We start from the raw sequence: 16,225 nt of genomic DNA on the forward strand, positions 1-16,225 counted from the left end.
GCCCCTGCTGCTGCGCCCGCGGCCCCCGCCGCTGTCGAGGAAAAGCCTGCAGCGCCTGTGGCTGCTGCGGCACCGAAGCCCGCAGCCCCTGCTGCTGCCGCGCCGAAAAAGGCGGCTGCGCCCGCTCAGGAGCGCAAGCCCGCTCGTCCGCGTTCCGGTGTCGTGCTGCGCACGCTGACCGAAGAAGAAATGGCTGCCCGCGCCCAGGCGCTCGACAGCGCGCGTGAGCGCGAGGACGAGGATCGTCGCCGGGCAGAAGAAGAAGCACGGCGTTTTGCCGAGGAAGATGCGCGCCGCGAACGCGAGCGTGCGGCTGCCGAAGCCCGCGCCGCCGAGGAAGCGGCCCGTCAGGCTGCCGAACAGGAAGCCCGTGCCCGCGCTGCCGAAGAGGCAAAGCGCCGTGGCCATGACGAAGATCGCCCTGCGCCTCGTGCCGCCGTCAAGGAACTCGTTCCGGACCTCGACGAGGAAGAAAAGCCGAAGCGCGCGGCAGGCCATGCTGCGCCGAAGCAGCCCGCAGCGCGCCGCACGGAAGAGCGTCGCCGCGGCAAGCTCACCATCACCAAGGCATTCGATGATGATGGCGGGCGTCAGCGCTCGCTTGCCTCGATGCGCCGTCGTGTGGAGCGTGAGCGCAAGAAGCATATGGGCATTCAGGACGCGCCGCAGAAAGTTGTGCGCGAGGTCGTGATCCCGGAAATCATCACCATCCAGGAACTCGCGAACCGCATGGCGGAGCGCGCGGTGGATGTCATCAAGATCCTGATGAAACAGGGCATTATGCTGAAGATCACCGATGTGATCGACAGCGATACCGCCCAGCTCATCGCCGAGGAACTGGGCCACACGGTAAAGCGTGTCGCCGAGTCCGACGTTGAAGAGGGCCTTGTCGGTGAAGATGATGCGGCAGAGCTGAAAGAGCCGCGCGCACCGGTCGTCACCGTCATGGGTCACGTTGACCACGGCAAGACCTCGCTTCTTGATGCGCTGCGCCGCACCGACGTTGCCGCCGGTGAAGCAGGTGGTATCACGCAGCATATCGGCGCCTATCAGGTCGAGCTGCGTTCAGGTGATCGCATCACCTTCCTTGATACGCCGGGCCACGCCGCCTTTACCTCCATGCGCGCGCGCGGCGCCAAGGTGACGGATATCGTCGTCCTGGTCGTTGCCGCCGATGACGGCGTGATGCCGCAGACCATCGAAGCGATCAGCCATGCGAAGGCGGCGGAAGTGCCGATCATCGTGGCCATCAACAAGATGGACAAGCCGGAAGCCGATCCCTCGCGCGTGAAGAACGAACTGCTTCAGCATGAAGTCGTTGTCGAAGATTTCGGCGGCGATGTCATGGCGGTGGAGATTTCGGCGAAGGCCGGTATGGGCCTCGACAAGCTGGAAGAAGCAATTCTTCTGCAGGCTGAAATTCTCGAACTTCGCGCCAATCCGAACCGCAATGCGGAAGGCATCATCGTTGAAGCGAAGCTTGATCGTGGCCGTGGTCCGGTCGGCACCGTGCTGATCCAGCGCGGTACGCTCAAGGTGGGCGATATCATCGTTGCCGGTACGGAATGGGGCCGCGTCCGCGCCCTTATCAATGATCGCGGCGAGAACGTGCCGTCCGCCGGTCCGTCACAGCCGGTCGAAGTGCTCGGCCTTGGCGGCGCACCGGAAGCAGGCGACGTGATGAGCGTTGTCGAAAACGAAGCGCGCGCCCGCGAGATCACCGATTACCGCCAGCGCCTGCGCCGCGACAAGCGCGTCGGCACCGGCAACCGCACCTCGCTCGACCAGATGCTGTCGCAGCTCAAGGAGCAGGACAAGAAAGAACTGCCCATCGTCATCAAGGCTGACGTGCAGGGTTCTGCCGAAGCCATCGTGCAGGCGCTCGAAAAGCTCGGTACGGACGAAGTCACCGCCCGCGTCATTCATGCAGGTGTTGGCGGCGTCACGGAATCGGACATCACGCTTGCAACCGCCTCCAAGGCGCCTGTCATCGGCTTCAACGTCCGCGCCAATGCGCAGGCCCGCGATGCCGCCCGTCAGGATGGTGTCGAGATCCGCTACTACTCGGTCATCTATGACCTTGTGGATGACATCAAGGCGGCACTTTCGGGCATGCTTTCGCCGGAACTGCGCGAAACCTTCCTCGGCAATGCGCAGATCCTCGAAGTGTTCAACATTTCGAAGGTCGGCAAGGTGGCCGGCTGCCGCGTGACCGAAGGCGTGGTGCGCCGCGGATCGCATGTCCGCCTCATCCGCGACGATGTGGTGATCCACGAAGGCAAGCTCTCGACCCTGAAGCGCTTCAAGGACGAAGTGAAGGAAGTGCAGTCGGGTCAGGAATGTGGCATGGCCTTCGAGAATTATCAGGACATGCGCGCGGGCGACGTCATCGAATGTTTCGACGTTGAGGTGGTGAAGCGCAGCCTCGACTAAGCTGCCTTCCCCTCTCAAGGCCGCCTCGCCTTCTCGCCCTGTTTTTATGGGCGAGCGGGGCCGGGGCCAGCTTGAGGGGTAAACGGAATAGCCCCATGCAAAGACGATCGAGCAAGAGCCATCGCGGCGGTAACGCACCGAGCCAGCGCCAGCTTCGGGCGGGCGAGCTTGTGCGCCGCGCCCTTGCCGATATCGTTGCGCGCGGCACGATCCGCGATCCTGAGCTTGCCGATCGAAGCTTCACCGTTACCGAAGTCCGCATGAGCCCCGATCTGCGCCATGCGACCTGCTTCGTCGCACCGCTGGGTCATGGCGATGCGGCAGCACTGGCGCAGGCGCTGGGCCGTGTTCGTGCCTGGCTGCGCGGGCAGCTTTCGAAGGAAGTCACCTTCAAGTTCATGCCCGATCTTTCCTTCGAGCCTGATACCTCCTTCGACAATGCCGAGGCCATTGACCGGCTGCTGCACAGGCCCGAAGTCGCGCGCGACCTCGCCACACGCGAGGATGCCGAAGACGATCTCGGCGACGAGGACTGAGCTTCATGGCACGGCGCAAGAAGGGCGATCCGGTTCATGGCTGGGTCGTCGTGGACAAGCCTTCCGGCCCCACCTCCTCCGATGTGGTGAACAAAGTGCGCCGCCTTTTCAATGCGCAGAAGGCGGGCCATGCGGGCACGCTCGACCCGCTTGCAACCGGCGTCCTGCCGGTCGCCCTTGGCGAGGCGACCAAGACCGTCCCTTTCGTCATGGATGCCAGCAAGGGCTACCGCTTTACCATCCGGCTTGGCCAGACCACCACCACGGGCGATGCCGAGGGCGAAGTCACGGCGGAAAGCCCCCACCGCCCGAGCGATGAGGAGATCAATGCTGCGCTCCCCCGCTTCCGGGGCGAGATCATGCAGGTGCCGCCCGCCTTCTCCGCCATCAAGGTTGCGGGCGAGCGGGCCTATGCGCTGGCCCGGGCAGGCGAGGAAGTGAAGCTTGAGCCCCGCCCCGTCACCATCCACGAAATCCGCCTCGTCTCGCGGCCCGATGCGGACCATGCCGAGCTTGAAATCTCTTGCAGCAAAGGCACTTACGTCCGCTCGCTCGGCTATGACCTGGCCCGGGCGCTCGGCACCGAGGGGCATGTTTCAGCCCTTCGGCGTACTCGCCACGGCCCCTTCCGGGAAGAGGCCGCGATTCCGCTGGATAAACTTTCCGCCTTGGGTCATATTGCGCCCGCTCCCGGACCGGGATCGCATTTGCTGCCGCTTGAGACCGCGCTGGACGACATCCCGGCGCTGGCCGTAAGCGGTGATGATGCGGCCCGTTTGAGAAAAGGTCAGGGGGTTTTGTTGCGTGGGCGCGATGCCCCGATCCTGTCCGGCACGGTTTTGGCCACCCATCGGGGAGACCCGGTGGCGCTTACCGAATATGGGCAGGGTGAGCTTCGCCCTGTACGCGTGTTCAATCTCGTTTCATAGGAGATCCCGATGTCGATTACGCCGGAGCGCAAAGCTCAGATCATCAAGGAATTTGCCGGCAAGGACGGCGACACCGGCTCCGCCGAGGTACAGGTCGCCATTCTGACCGAGCGCATTACCAATCTTACCGAACACTTCAAGGGCCACGCGAAGGACAACCATTCCCGTCGCGGTCTTCTGAAGATGGTGAGCCAGCGCCGCAGCCTTCTCGACTATGTGAAGAAGAAGGATCAGGCACGTTACGAAAAGCTGATCGCCCGTCTGGGGATTCGGCGGTAACAGGGGTGCTTATTGCCCCACCGGTTCTGTTTTGCACGGCGCCTGCCCAGAGGTTCATCATGAACCTCGCGGGCGGGCGTGCGTCTTTCGGGGCCTTGTAAACAGAGACATTCGTCCGTCTACGGATGGATATCGCGTCTGAACCCGCCGCCTCCGTCTCGTGGTGCCGGGTTTTTCGTCCGGGGTTTCCCCGATGGAAGCGCATTCGGCGCAGCCGCGTTTGTCCCTCCTTTTTGTCCGGCCGCGTCAGAAGCGGCAGAAAAGCAGCCGCCGCAGGATGGTGGAAGAACGCATGGATGGCGGGGCTGCGGAACAGGAAACTGATATGTTTGACATTACTCGCGAAGAAATCGAATGGGGCGGTCGCCCGCTCATCCTGGAGACGGGCAAGATCGCCCGCCAGGCTGACGGTGCCGTGATGGCCACCTATGGCGAAACAACAGTGCTGGCCACGGTGGTCGGCGAGCGTTCGCCGAAGCCGGGCCTCGACTTCTTCCCCCTGACCGTGAACTACCAGGAAAAGACCTACGCGGCGGGCAAGATCCCCGGTGGCTTCTTCAAGCGCGAAGGCCGCCCGAGCGAAAAGGAAACGCTTGTTTCCCGCCTGATCGATCGTCCGATCCGTCCGCTCTTCATCAAGGGCTTCAAGAACGAGACACAGGTCATCGCGACCGTTCTCAGCCACGACATGGAAAATGATCCCGATATCGTGGCGATGATCGCGGTCTCCGCCGCTCTCACCATTTCGGGCCTGCCCTTCCTCGGCCCGATCGGTGCCGCACGCGTCGGCTACTTCAATGGCGAATACAAGCTCAACCCGCTGATCGACGAAATGCCGGAAACGGCGCTTGATCTCGTTGTCGCCGGCACGAGCGATGCTGTGATGATGGTGGAATCGGAAGCGAAAGAGCTTTCCGAAGACGTCATGCTCGGCGCCGTCATGTTCGGCCATCGGGAGTTCCAGCCGGTGATCGACATGATCATCCGCATGGCGGAAAAATGCGCCAAGGAACCGCGCCCGGTGGACGTGAAGGACAATTCCGCCATCGTCGCCAAGGTGCGCGAGCTGGTCGGTGACGATCTGCGCGCTGCCTATCAGATCAAGGAAAAGGCGAAGCGCCACGAAGCGATCGCGCAGGCGAAGGACAAGGTCAAGGCGGCGCTCTGCAACCCTGATGATGAAAACGCCCTTCCCGAAAATGAAGTCGGCGGCATCTTCAAGGAAATCGAGAGCGACATCGTCCGTAACTCGATCCTCGATACCAAGACCCGTATCGACGGCCGCGACCTCGAAACCGTCCGCCCGATTGTCGCCGAAGTGGGTGTGCTGCCGCGCACGCATGGCTCTGCGCTCTTCACGCGCGGTGAGACCCAGGCTCTTGTGGTTGCGACGCTCGGCACGGGCGATGACGAACAGTTCATCGACGCGCTGGAAGGCACCTACAAGGAAAACTTCCTGCTGCACTACAACTTCCCGCCCTTCTCCGTGGGTGAGACGGGCCGCGTCGGCTTCACGGGTCGCCGCGAAATCGGCCACGGCAAGCTTGCCTGGCGCGCGCTGCGTGCGGTGCTGCCGTCAAAGACCGATTTCCCCTACACGCTGCGCCTCGTCTCGGAAATCACCGAGTCGAACGGCTCCTCTTCCATGGCCACGGTTTGCGGCTCATCGCTTGCGATGATGGATGCGGGCGTACCGCTGAAGCGGGCTGTTGCGGGCATCGCGATGGGTCTGATCCTCGAAGGCGACCGCTTCGCGGTTCTCTCCGACATTCTCGGCGACGAAGATCACCTCGGCGATATGGACTTCAAGGTGGCAGGCACGGCGGAAGGTGTGACCTCGCTCCAGATGGACATCAAGATCACCGGCATCAATGAGAGCATCATGAAGCAGGCCCTCGCCCAGGCGAAGGGCGGCCGCATGCACATTCTCGGCGAGATGGCGAAGGCTCTTGATACGGCGCGCCCCGAAATGGGCGAATATGCGCCGCGCATCGAAGTCATCACGGTGCCGACCGACAAGATCCGCGAAGTCATCGGCACGGGCGGCAAGGTCGTGCGCGAGATCGTGGAAAAGACGGGCGCCAAGGTCGATATTTCGGACGATGGCACGATCAAGGTGGCAAGCTCGGATGCTGCTTCCATCAAGGCGGCAATCGACTGGATTCGCGGCATCGTCGCGGAGCCGGAAGTGGGCGCCATCTATGAAGGCACGGTCGTGAAGGTCGTCGATTTCGGCGCCTTCGTGAACTTCTTCGGCCCGCGCGACGGTCTCGTGCATATCTCGCAGATGGCACCGAACCGCGTCGAAAAGGTCTCGGACATTTGCAACGAGGGTGACAAGGTCAAGGTGAAGCTTCTCGGCTTCGACGACCGTGGCAAGGTCCGCCTCTCCATGAAGCATGTGAATCAGGAGACGGGCGAAGAGATCGTTTACGAGAACGAGCCCGAAGAGCAGCCCCGTGAGCGCCGCGAAGGCGGCGGTGGCCGCGGCAAGCGCCGCGATCGCGACTGACGTTCGCTGCGAATGACGATAGAGTTGCGGGGGTCAGCTTCGGCTGGCCCCGTTTTTATTTGGAGCCTTCGATGCGCCTTCCTTCTGCCGCCGCCTTTCTTTTCCTTTTTGTGACCAGCGCCTGTGCGGAGAGTGCCGTGCCGGCTGCATCCGCGCCATCCGGCGCAGCTCCGCAGGAATGGCGCGCGCAGGCGACAGCGCATGATCTGGACCGGCTTGAGCGATACGAGGATGCAATCACCAAAGGCATGATGGAATCCCGCGTCGCAGGCGAGGAGCATGGTTCCTACAACGCGCTTGAAAGCATCATGGAGGCGACGCTTGTTGCCGCCGATGCGGAGAAGCTGAAGGGCGACTGGAACTGTCGCACCATCAAGGCAGGCGGACCCTTTGCGGGATTTGTCGTATACGGCTGGTTTCGCTGCGAGGTGAGGGAACGGGATGGTCGCCTCTTCTTCGAGAAGCTCACCGGCTCGCAGCGCATGTCGGGCTTCTTCTATGAGCGCGATGAAAAGAGCTGGGTGCTGCTCGCCACGCCGAATGAAGATCACTCAGGCCCGATCCGTGCTTATTCCGGCCCGGAAGGCGGCGTGACCGACCCGCAAATGATCGATCAGCCCGCCATTACCTCGCTGCTCAAAGATGGCCGCGCCCGCATCGTCTTTCCCTGGCCGGAACTTGAATCGACCTTCAACGTGCTGGAAATGAAGCGGCGCTAGAGGCGATCAATTATCGCCACTCTCCATCTGCTCCTTCAGCTCGTTCGCACGGGGCAGGCCGATAATATTGTAGCCGCCATCCACATAGTGGATTTCACCCGATACGCGTGCGGAGAGGTCGGAGAGAAGATAAAGGCCCGCTCCGCCGACATGATCGAGTTCGATCGATTCCTTGATCGGCGCATGGGTCTTGTTCCACTTGAACACGAAGCGCGCATCGCCCACGGCAGAGCCGGCGAGGGTGCGCATCGGACCGGCGGAAATCGCATTCACGCGAATATTGTGGCGGCCGAGATCGACCGCGAGATAGCGCACGCTTGCTTCGAGCGCCGCCTTGGCGACGCCCATGACATTGTAGTTCGGCATGACGCGCGTGGAGCCGCCATAGGTGAGCGTCACCATGGCACCGCCCCGCGTCATCAGCTTCGATGCGCGGCGCGCCACATCGGTGAAGGAGAAGCAGGAAATATCCATCGTGCGCAGGAAGTTTTCCCGCGTTGTATCGACATAGCGGCCCTTGAGCTCGTTCTTGTCGGAATGGGCGATGGCATGAACCACGAAGTCGAGCACGCCCCACTTCTCTTCAAGCGCAGCGAATACCGCGTCCACGCTTTCCGGGTCCGTCACATCGCATGGCAGCAGAATGTCCGAGCCCGCAGATTCGGCAAGCGGCTTCACGCGCCGCCCGAAAGCATCGCCCTGATAGGTGAAGGCAAGCTCCGCCCCATGAGCTGCAAGCGCCCGCGCAATGCCCCAGGCAATTGAATGGTCGTTTGCCACACCCATGATGAGGCCGCGACGGCCCTTCATCAGAGGGCCTGTCAAAACGAGGGCCTGTTCGCCCGGCTTCTCGCCACCAGATCCATGCATTGCCTGATTTATCTCCGATTTATCCGGTCCATGCCGGACGTCGCGCCGGCCCTGTTCTTCAACGAACCGGGATCACCCCTCAAACCGCTGAAACGCCAATGTCGCGTTGGTGCCACCAAAGCCGAAGCTGTTGGAAATGGCGAGGTTGATATTGGCATTGTCGATCCGTTCACGGACGATATTGGCGTCTGCGATTTCGGGATCGATCTCGTCAATATTCGCGCTCGCGGCGATGAAGCCGCCCTGCATCATCAGCAGCGTATAGATTGCCTCATGCACACCCGCCGCACCCTGCGCATGGCCGGTCAGCGATTTGGTCGCGCTGATCGGCGGCATGTTCGCGCCAAAGACTTCCTGGATCGCCTTCACTTCCGGAATGTCGCCAACCGGCGTCGATGTCGCATGCGGATTGATGTAATCAACCGGCGCCTTCACATTTTCAAGCGCCATCTTCATGCAGCGCACGGCACCTTCGCCCGAAGGCGCCACCATGTCGGCGCCGTCGGCGGTCGCACCATAGCCGACGATCTCGGCATAGATTTTCGCACCGCGCGCCTTGGCATGTTCCAGCTCTTCCAGAACAAGAATGCCGCCGCCGCCCGTGATGACGAAGCCGTCACGGTCCTTGTCGTAAGCGCGGCTTGCCTTTTCCGGCGTGTCATTGCGCTTGGAGGACATGGCGCCCATGGCGTCGAACAGAACGGAGAGCGTCCAGTCGAGTTCTTCGCCGCCGCCGGCAAACATCACGTCCTGCTTGCCCCACTGGATCATCTCCGCCGCATTGCCGATGCAGTTCGCGGAGGTCGAGCAGGCCGAGCTGATCGAATAGTTGACGCCCTTGGTCTTGAACCAGGTCGAGAGATTTGCCGAGCAGGTGGAAGACATGGCTTTCGGCACGGCAAAGGGGCCAACCTTTTTCGGACCCTTCACAGCTTCGGTGCGCGCCATGTCGGCTGCAGAAACGATTGCCTTTGTGGAGGGGCCGCCCGAGCCGACGATGAGGCCGGTGCGCGGATTGCTCACGTCCTTTTCCTCAAGGCCCGCATCTGCAATCGCCTGGTTCATCGCAATCCAGGCATAGGCAGCGCCATCGCCCATGAAGCGCCGCGCGCGGCGATCCACCGCTTCATCAAGATCGATCTTCAGGCTTCCATGCACCTGGCTGCGAAAGCCCATCTCGGCGTATGTGTCCGCCTTCAAGATACCGGACCTGCCTTCGCGAAGGCTCGCCGTCACTTCCTGAGCATTATTGCCGATGCTGGAGACGATACCGAGCCCCGTGACGACCACTCGTCTCATGACAGTCTCTCTTTCACTGTGCGCGGAACAGGCGGAAAGGGGAGGGGCGATTGCTGAGCATCAAGTCTCGGCATCACCGGGTCTGCCTGCTTTCCTGTCCGCTTCCCTTCTGGATGTCGATCTGGTGTTGCTGACTTGTGTGCGGCTTCAGGCCGGCTGCTCGGCTGACCCGAACAGGCCCACCCTCATATCGGTGATGGTGAAGGCCACTTCGCCGTCCGCCTTGATGATGCCGTCGGCAATGCCCAGCACAAGCTTGCGATTGATGACGCGCTTGAGATTAATGACATATTCGAGCTTTTTCACTGCCGGCGTCACCATGGCGGAGAATTTCACTTCACCCACGCCAAGCGCACGGCCCTTGCCCTGCGCGCCGATCCAGCCGAGGAAAAAGCCGAGAAGCTGCCACATGCCGTCAAGGCCGAGGCAGCCCGGCATCACCGGATCGCCTTCGAAATGGCAGGGGAAGAACCAGCGGTCCGGGTGAATGTCGAACTCGGCAAGGATCTGTCCCTTGCCATAGTCGCCGCCCTCCTGGCTGATATGGGTGATGCGGTCGATCATGAGCATCGGCGGAAGGGGGAGCTGCGGATTGCCCGGTCCAAACATGCGTCCGTGGCTGCATTCAAGCAGGTCTTCCAGGGAATATGCCGATTTCTGTTCCGCCATCGCTTATCCGCTCTGTCCTGTGCCGCGTTGCGCCTCTCCGGCAATTCCCGCTGGCCGTCCCCGTTCATGGGAGAGCTTGTGCCCGCCCGGTTTGTCGCCCCTTTGCAGGGCTTGTTTGCTTGTCCGGAAGGCTTCGTAACATACCCGTAAGCCGTCGCAAACCCTTGATGCAAGGGCATTTTGCGGATGCGGCGGCTTTTCCCCGGCGTTAGGTGGCCTTGACAAATCCGTAACCGGGACACTATCTACTGTTTGTAACGATTACAAACTGCAGGCGGAGTGTGTCCTGAGGGATATGGCCTGCAGCGCGTAAGGCGCAATAGTGAAGAGGAACGGTCCGGTGACGCAGGAAAGACCCTACGCACAGACGCTTGCAAAGCTCCGCGAGTCAGGCCTGCGGCCCACGCGGCAGCGGCTGGCGCTTGGCCGCCTTCTCTTCGATGGCGGTGACCGCCATGTGACGGCTGAAGCACTGCATGACGAGGCCCAGAAGGCGGGCGTCAGCGTGTCTCTTGCAACCGTTTACAACACGCTCCACCAGTTCACGGGCGCAGGTCTGTTGCGCGAAGTGGTGGTCGATTCCTCGCGCACCTATTTCGACACCAATATTCATGACCACCATCACTTCTTCATCGAGAAGGATGGCGCGCTCATGGATATCGCAGGCGATGATGTGGCGATCGGCAAGCTGCCGCCCGCACCGGAAGGCATGGATGTCGCGCGCGTGGATGTGATCGTTCGCCTGCAGGAGCGGAAATCTCCGCGCTAATGATAATTCTTCGCAAAACCAAAGACTAAAAAGGTTGTTTGGAGATATTCCAAACTATTGACCTTGGGCGTGCCGAAGCCTAGAGTCGCGGCCATGTTCCGCTCTTCCTTCTGAAAAGCAGGCGGGCGGACGGGATCGGCCGTTCCGGGCGCTGCATATCGCTGCCCGTCCGATCTCAGCGTGGAACAACATCAAAGACAGGTGAGGAGAACATCATGGCATCGCTGTCCGGTACCAAGACCTGGGAAAACCTGAAAGAGGCGTTTGCGGGCGAAAGCCAGGCCAACCGCCGCTATCTCTATTTCGCCCAGAAGGCCGACGTGGAAGGCTACAACGACGTGGCCGCCGTGTTCCGCTCCACGGCGGAAGGCGAAACGGGCCATGCTCATGGCCATCTGGAATTCCTTGAGGAAGTCGGTGACCCGGCCACGGGTGAGCCCATCGGCTCGACCGACCAGAACCTCAAGGCCGCCATCGCCGGCGAGACGCACGAATACACCGACATGTATCCGGGCATGGCTCGCACCGCGCGCGAGGAAGGCTTTGACGAAATCGCAGACTGGTTCGAAACGCTTGCAAAGGCGGAAAAGAGCCATGCCGGCCGCTTCCAGAAGGCGCTCGACAGCCTCGGAAGCTAAGAGCTTCGGCTAACAGCCGGGTGGCGGGCGAGGCCTTGTGAACAGGCGTCGCCCGCCACCCGTGCCGATATCGTCATCTCGCTGGGAGGAAGAGAAGGCCGATGAGCAACTCGCTGGAAGGCGCGCCCGCAAACGGAAGCCCCAAATCCGCAGCACCGCGCGAAGGCAGCACCGAAGCGCCGATCCGCCATCCGATCGATTGGCGCAACCCCGATTTTTATGATGCCGAGAAGCTGGACGCAGAACTGCGCCGCATCTTCGATATCTGTCACGGCTGCCGCCGCTGCTTCAATCTCTGCGACAGCTTCCCCCGCCTCTTCGATCTCATTGATGAAAGTCCGACGGGTGAACTGGATGAGGTGAAGTCGGAAGATTTCGGCCCCGTCGTCGAAGCCTGCACGCTTTGCGACATGTGCTACATGACGAAGTGCCCCTATGTGCCGCCGCATGAATTCAATCTCGATTTCCCGCATCTGATGCTGCGCTATCGCGCGGTGGAGGCAAAGCAGAAGGGCAGGTTCCCCTTCGTGCCCGATCAGCTCGCGCGGATGGACCGGAACGGCAAGCTCGCCGCCGTGGCCGCGCCGCTCGCAAACTGGGGTTCGGCAAAGGGCAATGCGCTGACGCGCCCTGCGCTTGAAGCGGTTGCCGGTATTGACCGCCGCGCCGAACTGCCGAAGTTCCACGGCCAGACCTTCACCATGCGCGCGCGCAAGCAGGACCGCGATGGCGTCGCCGCGCCAAAGGAAGCACCCGCCAAAGGCCGCAAGGCGGTGGTCTTTGCGACCTGCTTCGTCAACTACAACAATCCGAAAGTCGGTGAAGCCGCCCGCCTCGTGCTCGCGCATAATGGCGTCGAAACGCAGGTCGCCTATCCGGGTTGCTGCGGCATGCCCTTCTTCGAACAGGGCAATCTTGAAAAGGTCGCCGCGCAGGCTGAAAAGGTTGCGCGGGACATGGGCGAGTGGATCGACAAGGGCTATGACATCATCACGCTGACGGCTTCCTGCGGGCTGATGTTCAAGTTCGAATGGCCGCTCATTCTCCCAGACAACAAGGATGTGGCGAAACTCTCCGCCGCCACACGCGACATTGACGAATATGTCGTGGACATTGCGAAGAAGGAAGGGCTTGCGCCCGGCCTTCGCGCGGTCGAAGGCGGTGTTACCGCCCATCTCGCCTGTCATGCGCGTGCGCAGAATATGGGCGCGAAGTCAGCCGAGATGCTGCGTCTCATCCCCGAAATCAAGGTAGATATCGTCGAACGTTGTTCCGGACACGGAGGAACATTTGGCGTGATGAAGAACACCTTCGAGACCGCCATGAAGGTCGGCAAGACCGCTGCCCGTAACGTCTCGAAAACGGGCAACAAATATGTCACCTCGGACTGCCCGCTTGCTGCAAAGCATCTCGTCCATGAGATAAACGATATGGGCGAGCCGGTGCCGCCGACGCCCTATCATCCGATCGAGATCATGGCGCGGGCATGGGGTCTCATAAGCTGACCCTGCCGCACCGTTTGTTTGAAAGTTGGTTGCAATGAAAAAGCAGATCACTCCCGCCGATATTCTTCCCTATGAGGTCTATGCAAGCGAGCGCAAGGCGCGCCGCGCGGCGATCACCGAGGTGAAGAAGAATCGCCGCGTCGAGGTCGGCCCTCATGCGACTTTCTATTTCGAAAATTACGACACGATGTTCCAGCAGGTTCAGGAAATGCTGCACATCGAAAAGGGTGGCGAAGAGCAGATCGCCGATGAGCTGGCCGCCTATAACCCGCTCATCCCGCAGGGTGACGAACTCGTGGCCACGGTCATGTTCGAGATCGATGACGAGGTGCGCCGCGACAGGTTTCTGCGCACGATCACCTGGGTCGAGAAGCATATCTTCATCGATGTCGGGGGCGAGCGCATTCAGGGTGAAGCGGAGACGGATGTGGAGCGCACAAAGGCGGATGGCAAAACCTCATCCGTACATTTTGTGCATTTCCGTTTCACGCCCGAGCAGATTGCGAAGTTTCGCGATCCCGCCACACAAGTGCTCGCCATCATCGCGCATGAGAGTTATCACCACATGGCGGTGATGCGCCCGGAAGTGAAAGAAGCGCTCGCAAAAGATTTCGACTGAACGGCGGCTTGAAAGTTCTCCGTGCGCTCTCGCGTGGTCAGCAGGCAACCCTCGTCATGGCGGGGCCTGACCTAGCCATCCACATCTTTGCAGTTCCCGCATTGAGGGATGCGTTCTATTCGAACTCTTCGCCGGGATAGACGCCCCAGAGTTTCTGCTGCACCACCCAGCCCTGGTAGCCGTTTGCGTCGAGGCGGCACCAGCCCGCCTTGCAGGCGGTCACGCGCGCAACAAGCCCCGGCTCGGCATAGGCGGTGGCAGGCGCTTCAACGCTCGGCGTGCTGTGCAGCGGCACCGGTTCGTCCGGCGTGGTGCCATCAATGATGGCCGTGCGCTCACCGGCGAGCATGGTGTGCCAGATCCAGCCCCCGTCCCCCTCATGGTCGCGGATGCGCCGCCAGTTATGGGATTCCGCAATGATCTCGAGCGGCACGCCATTCTTGCGATAGACCCAGTCGATGGGAAAGTCGGTGCCGGGCCCACGCCGTACATTGGCGCGGCCGGATTTGAGGCTGACGAAACGGGGCACGGGAAGGCCGGTCGATGCGCCGGGCCGGCGCTCCGGCATTTCGTTTGCCGTGGCGGAGGAGGCCTCTGCGGGCGGGGTGGCGGGCCCGCCCGGAACAAGCAGCGCAAGCAGCAGCGCGGCGGAGAATGCCCCCGCGCTCAACGCAAATCTGCCCCTTGCTCCCACCCGGCCCGCGCGCTTCCCCATCATCTCCTCGGTTCCATCCCTCTCATGCAGCGCCATGAGAGTGTCATCTCTCTGCCATATCACAAGCGACTCAGGTGATTTTGCCAGAAAATGAAGCAAACAGCCGGATAAACCTGTTAAGAATATCGGGCCAGATCCGGTAACCGCCGGAAAATCCCCGGAGTAGGACATGACCGCCAAAAAACCGCTCGTGATCGTCACGCGGAAACTTCCGGCGCCCATTGAGGCGCGCATGGCCGAACTTTTCGATGTCCGGCTGAATGAGGACGATCATCCCTTCACGCAGAGCGAACTCGCTGAGGCGCTGCGCAAGGCCGATGTTCTGGTGCCGACCGTGACAGACCGGATCGATGCGAAACTTCTCGCACAGGCCGGTGAAAATCTGCGCCTCATCGCCCAGTTCGGCACGGGCGTGGACAATATCGATGTGGAATCTGCCCGCCGTCGCGGCATCACCGTCACCAACACGCCGGGTGTGCTGACGGAGGACACGGCCGACATGACGATGGGCCTGATCCTCGCCGTGCCGCGCCGCCTTGCCGAAGGCGCGCGCTATCTGCGCGAGCATGAAGGCAACTGGCCCGGCTGGTCGCCGACATGGATGCTCGGCCGCCGCCTCACCGGCAAACGGCTCGGCATTGTCGGCATGGGCCGTATCGGGCAGGCGGTTGCCGCCCGCGCGCGGCCCTTCGGCCTCGAAATCCACTATCACAACCGCAAGCCCGCCAATGCCGTGATCGAGCAGGAACTGGGCGCGACCTTCTGGGAAAATCTCGACGATATGCTCGGCAAGGTCGATATCGTCTCAGTGAACTGCCCGCTGACGCCGCAGACGTTTCACCTGCTTGATGCGCGCCGCCTGAAACTGCTGAAGCCGGAAGCCTATATCGTCAACACGGCGCGCGGCGAAATCATTGATGAGAACGCTCTGATTCGCGCGCTGGAGGCAGGCGAGCTTGCGGGGGCGGGGCTTGATGTTTTCGAGCATGACCGGGCGGTATCACCGCGCCTGCTGAACCTGCCCAATGTGGTGACGCTGCCGCATATGGGCTCGGCCACCATTGAGGGCCGCGTGGAGATGGGCGGCAAGGTCATCATCAACATCAAGACCTTTATGGATGGCCACCGTCCGCCCGACCGCGTGATCCCCGCCATCATGTGAACGGGATCAGGCGTGGCCTGAAAGATCGGTGATGGTGGGCGCGTCGCCCGTCAGCGGATTTTTCGGATCCCAGCGAAGCGTCAGCGTGCGGAAGCGCGTCTCGAGCGCGTCATAGATCAGCAACCGGCCTGCAAGGCTCGTCCCGGCGCCCGTGATTTCCTTGATGACTTCAAGCGCCTGAAGGGAACCCACAACGCCCGTCAGCGCGCCGACAACACCTGCTTCCTCGCAAGTGGGCACGGCACCGGGTGGCGGCGTCTCGCCAATGAAGTCGCGGTAACTGGGTTTCGGCTTTCCATCCGCATCGCGCTCGAAGGCGCGGAAGACAGCGACCTGCCCCTCGAACTGGCCGACAGCGGCGGAGACAAGCGGCACCCTGGCGAAGTAACACGCATCATTGACGAGGAAGCGTGTTTCGAAATTGTCGCAACCATCCGCCACCACATCATATTGCGAGATGATGTCGATGGCGTTTGCTGCTGTCAGACGTTCCTTGTACTGAATGATTGTCACATCAGGATTGATACGGCGCAGGGCATCAGCCGCGCTTTCCGTTTTCGCGCGGCCAATG

At 61.7% G+C, this 16,225-nt stretch carries 16 protein-coding genes; 11 read left to right on the forward strand and 5 right to left on the reverse strand.

The window, feature by feature from the left end; all coding sequences use genetic code 11:
- The 6 genes from infB to WBF74_RS03225 all read left to right on the forward strand — a co-directional run.
- Window positions 1-2,433: translation initiation factor IF-2 (gene infB / locus WBF74_RS03200; RefSeq protein WP_424435067.1), on the forward strand; the 2,433-nt coding region annotated here is incomplete at its 5' end.
- 95 nt (window positions 2,434-2,528) lie between these two features.
- A complete protein-coding gene (gene rbfA, locus WBF74_RS03205) occupies window positions 2,529-2,969 on the forward strand; it encodes a 30S ribosome-binding factor RbfA (protein WP_424435070.1) in 441 nt (146 codons plus the stop codon).
- Between the two features lie 5 nt (window positions 2,970-2,974).
- A complete protein-coding gene (gene truB, locus WBF74_RS03210) occupies window positions 2,975-3,898 on the forward strand; it encodes a tRNA pseudouridine(55) synthase TruB (RefSeq protein ID WP_424435073.1) in 924 nt (307 codons plus the stop codon).
- A gap of 9 nt (window positions 3,899-3,907) precedes the next feature.
- Window positions 3,908-4,177 (forward strand): 30S ribosomal protein S15, encoded by a 270-nt coding sequence (gene rpsO / locus WBF74_RS03215; RefSeq protein WP_424435076.1) that lies wholly within the window; start codon window positions 3,908-3,910, stop codon window positions 4,175-4,177.
- A 325-nt stretch (window positions 4,178-4,502) separates the two neighbouring features.
- Window positions 4,503-6,689, forward strand: coding sequence for a polyribonucleotide nucleotidyltransferase (pnp, locus tag WBF74_RS03220; protein ID WP_424435079.1), 2,187 nt, complete (start codon window positions 4,503-4,505; stop codon window positions 6,687-6,689).
- Window positions 6,690-6,760: 71 nt separating this feature from the next.
- Window positions 6,761-7,408, forward strand: coding sequence for a DUF4893 domain-containing protein (locus WBF74_RS03225; RefSeq protein WP_424435082.1), 648 nt, complete (start codon window positions 6,761-6,763; stop codon window positions 7,406-7,408).
- Between the two features lie 6 nt (window positions 7,409-7,414).
- Here the strand turns inward: WBF74_RS03225 and fabI are convergent, their stop codons facing one another.
- The 3 genes from fabI to fabA form a co-directional block, all read right to left on the reverse strand.
- Window positions 7,415-8,278 (reverse strand): enoyl-ACP reductase FabI, encoded by an 864-nt coding sequence (gene fabI, locus WBF74_RS03230; protein WP_424435085.1) that lies wholly within the window; start codon window positions 8,276-8,278, stop codon window positions 7,415-7,417.
- Window positions 8,279-8,350: 72 nt separating this feature from the next.
- Window positions 8,351-9,577, reverse strand: coding sequence for a beta-ketoacyl-ACP synthase I (fabB, locus tag WBF74_RS03235; RefSeq protein WP_424435088.1), 1,227 nt, complete (start codon window positions 9,575-9,577; stop codon window positions 8,351-8,353).
- A gap of 147 nt (window positions 9,578-9,724) precedes the next feature.
- Window positions 9,725-10,246, reverse strand: a complete 522-nt coding sequence (gene fabA / locus WBF74_RS03240; protein ID WP_424435091.1) for a 3-hydroxyacyl-[acyl-carrier-protein] dehydratase FabA — start codon at window positions 10,244-10,246, stop codon at window positions 9,725-9,727.
- A 340-nt stretch (window positions 10,247-10,586) separates the two neighbouring features.
- Here fabA and irrA point away from each other — a divergent pair, with 340 nt between their 5' ends.
- The 4 genes from irrA (at window position 10,587) to WBF74_RS03260 (ending at window position 13,777) form a co-directional block, all read left to right on the forward strand.
- The gene (gene irrA / locus WBF74_RS03245; protein WP_424435094.1) at window positions 10,587-11,015 is read left to right on the forward strand and encodes an iron response transcriptional regulator IrrA; all 429 of its coding nucleotides are present in this window, start codon (window positions 10,587-10,589) and stop codon (window positions 11,013-11,015) included.
- 215 nt (window positions 11,016-11,230) lie between these two features.
- Window positions 11,231-11,653 carry a rubrerythrin family protein gene (locus WBF74_RS03250; RefSeq protein WP_424435097.1) on the forward strand — a complete coding sequence of 141 codons (423 nt, stop codon included), beginning with the start codon at window positions 11,231-11,233 and terminating at the stop codon, window positions 11,651-11,653.
- A gap of 101 nt (window positions 11,654-11,754) precedes the next feature.
- The gene (locus WBF74_RS03255) at window positions 11,755-13,158 is read left to right on the forward strand and encodes a heterodisulfide reductase-related iron-sulfur binding cluster (protein ID WP_424435100.1); all 1,404 of its coding nucleotides are present in this window, start codon (window positions 11,755-11,757) and stop codon (window positions 13,156-13,158) included.
- Between the two features lie 34 nt (window positions 13,159-13,192).
- Window positions 13,193-13,777 carry a DUF3501 family protein gene (locus WBF74_RS03260; protein ID WP_424435103.1) on the forward strand — a complete coding sequence of 195 codons (585 nt, stop codon included), beginning with the start codon at window positions 13,193-13,195 and terminating at the stop codon, window positions 13,775-13,777.
- A 115-nt stretch (window positions 13,778-13,892) separates the two neighbouring features.
- Here WBF74_RS03260 and WBF74_RS03265 read toward each other — a convergent pair whose 3' ends face one another.
- The gene (locus WBF74_RS03265) at window positions 13,893-14,447 is read right to left on the reverse strand and encodes an SH3 domain-containing protein (protein ID WP_424435106.1); all 555 of its coding nucleotides are present in this window, start codon (window positions 14,445-14,447) and stop codon (window positions 13,893-13,895) included.
- 214 nt (window positions 14,448-14,661) lie between these two features.
- On the opposite strand from WBF74_RS03265, the gene WBF74_RS03270 reads away from it, so the two are divergent.
- Window positions 14,662-15,654: a 2-hydroxyacid dehydrogenase gene (locus tag WBF74_RS03270; RefSeq protein WP_424435109.1), complete on the forward strand. Its 993-nt coding sequence runs from the start codon at window positions 14,662-14,664 to the stop codon at window positions 15,652-15,654.
- A 6-nt stretch (window positions 15,655-15,660) separates the two neighbouring features.
- Here the strand turns inward: WBF74_RS03270 and WBF74_RS03275 are convergent.
- Window positions 15,661-16,225: HesA/MoeB/ThiF family protein (locus tag WBF74_RS03275; protein ID WP_424435112.1), on the reverse strand; the 565-nt coding region annotated here is incomplete at its 5' end.

The sequence above is a fragment of the Parvibaculum sp. genome, from assembly GCF_049672805.1.
Lineage (GTDB): Bacteria > Pseudomonadota > Alphaproteobacteria > Parvibaculales > Parvibaculaceae > Parvibaculum.

Bases quoted from the DNA above. Each gene is read 5' to 3' on its own strand.
- rbfA (WP_424435070.1), top strand. From the start codon at position 2,529: ATGCAAAGACGATCGAGCAAGAGCCATCGCGGCGGTAACGCACCGAGC.
- truB (WP_424435073.1), top strand. From the start codon at position 2,975: ATGGCACGGCGCAAGAAGGGCGATCCGGTTCATGGCTGGGTCGTCGTG.
- rpsO (WP_424435076.1), top strand. From the start codon at position 3,908: ATGTCGATTACGCCGGAGCGCAAAGCTCAGATCATCAAGGAATTTGCC.
- pnp (WP_424435079.1), top strand. From the start codon at position 4,503: ATGTTTGACATTACTCGCGAAGAAATCGAATGGGGCGGTCGCCCGCTC.
- WBF74_RS03225 (WP_424435082.1), top strand. From the start codon at position 6,761: ATGCGCCTTCCTTCTGCCGCCGCCTTTCTTTTCCTTTTTGTGACCAGC.
- fabI (WP_424435085.1), bottom strand. From the start codon at position 8,278: ATGCATGGATCTGGTGGCGAGAAGCCGGGCGAACAGGCCCTCGTTTTG.
- fabB (WP_424435088.1), bottom strand. From the start codon at position 9,577: ATGAGACGAGTGGTCGTCACGGGGCTCGGTATCGTCTCCAGCATCGGC.
- fabA (WP_424435091.1), bottom strand. From the start codon at position 10,246: ATGGCGGAACAGAAATCGGCATATTCCCTGGAAGACCTGCTTGAATGC.
- WBF74_RS03250 (WP_424435097.1), top strand. From the start codon at position 11,231: ATGGCATCGCTGTCCGGTACCAAGACCTGGGAAAACCTGAAAGAGGCG.
- WBF74_RS03255 (WP_424435100.1), top strand. From the start codon at position 11,755: ATGAGCAACTCGCTGGAAGGCGCGCCCGCAAACGGAAGCCCCAAATCC.
- WBF74_RS03260 (WP_424435103.1), top strand. From the start codon at position 13,193: ATGAAAAAGCAGATCACTCCCGCCGATATTCTTCCCTATGAGGTCTAT.
- WBF74_RS03270 (WP_424435109.1), top strand. From the start codon at position 14,662: ATGACCGCCAAAAAACCGCTCGTGATCGTCACGCGGAAACTTCCGGCG.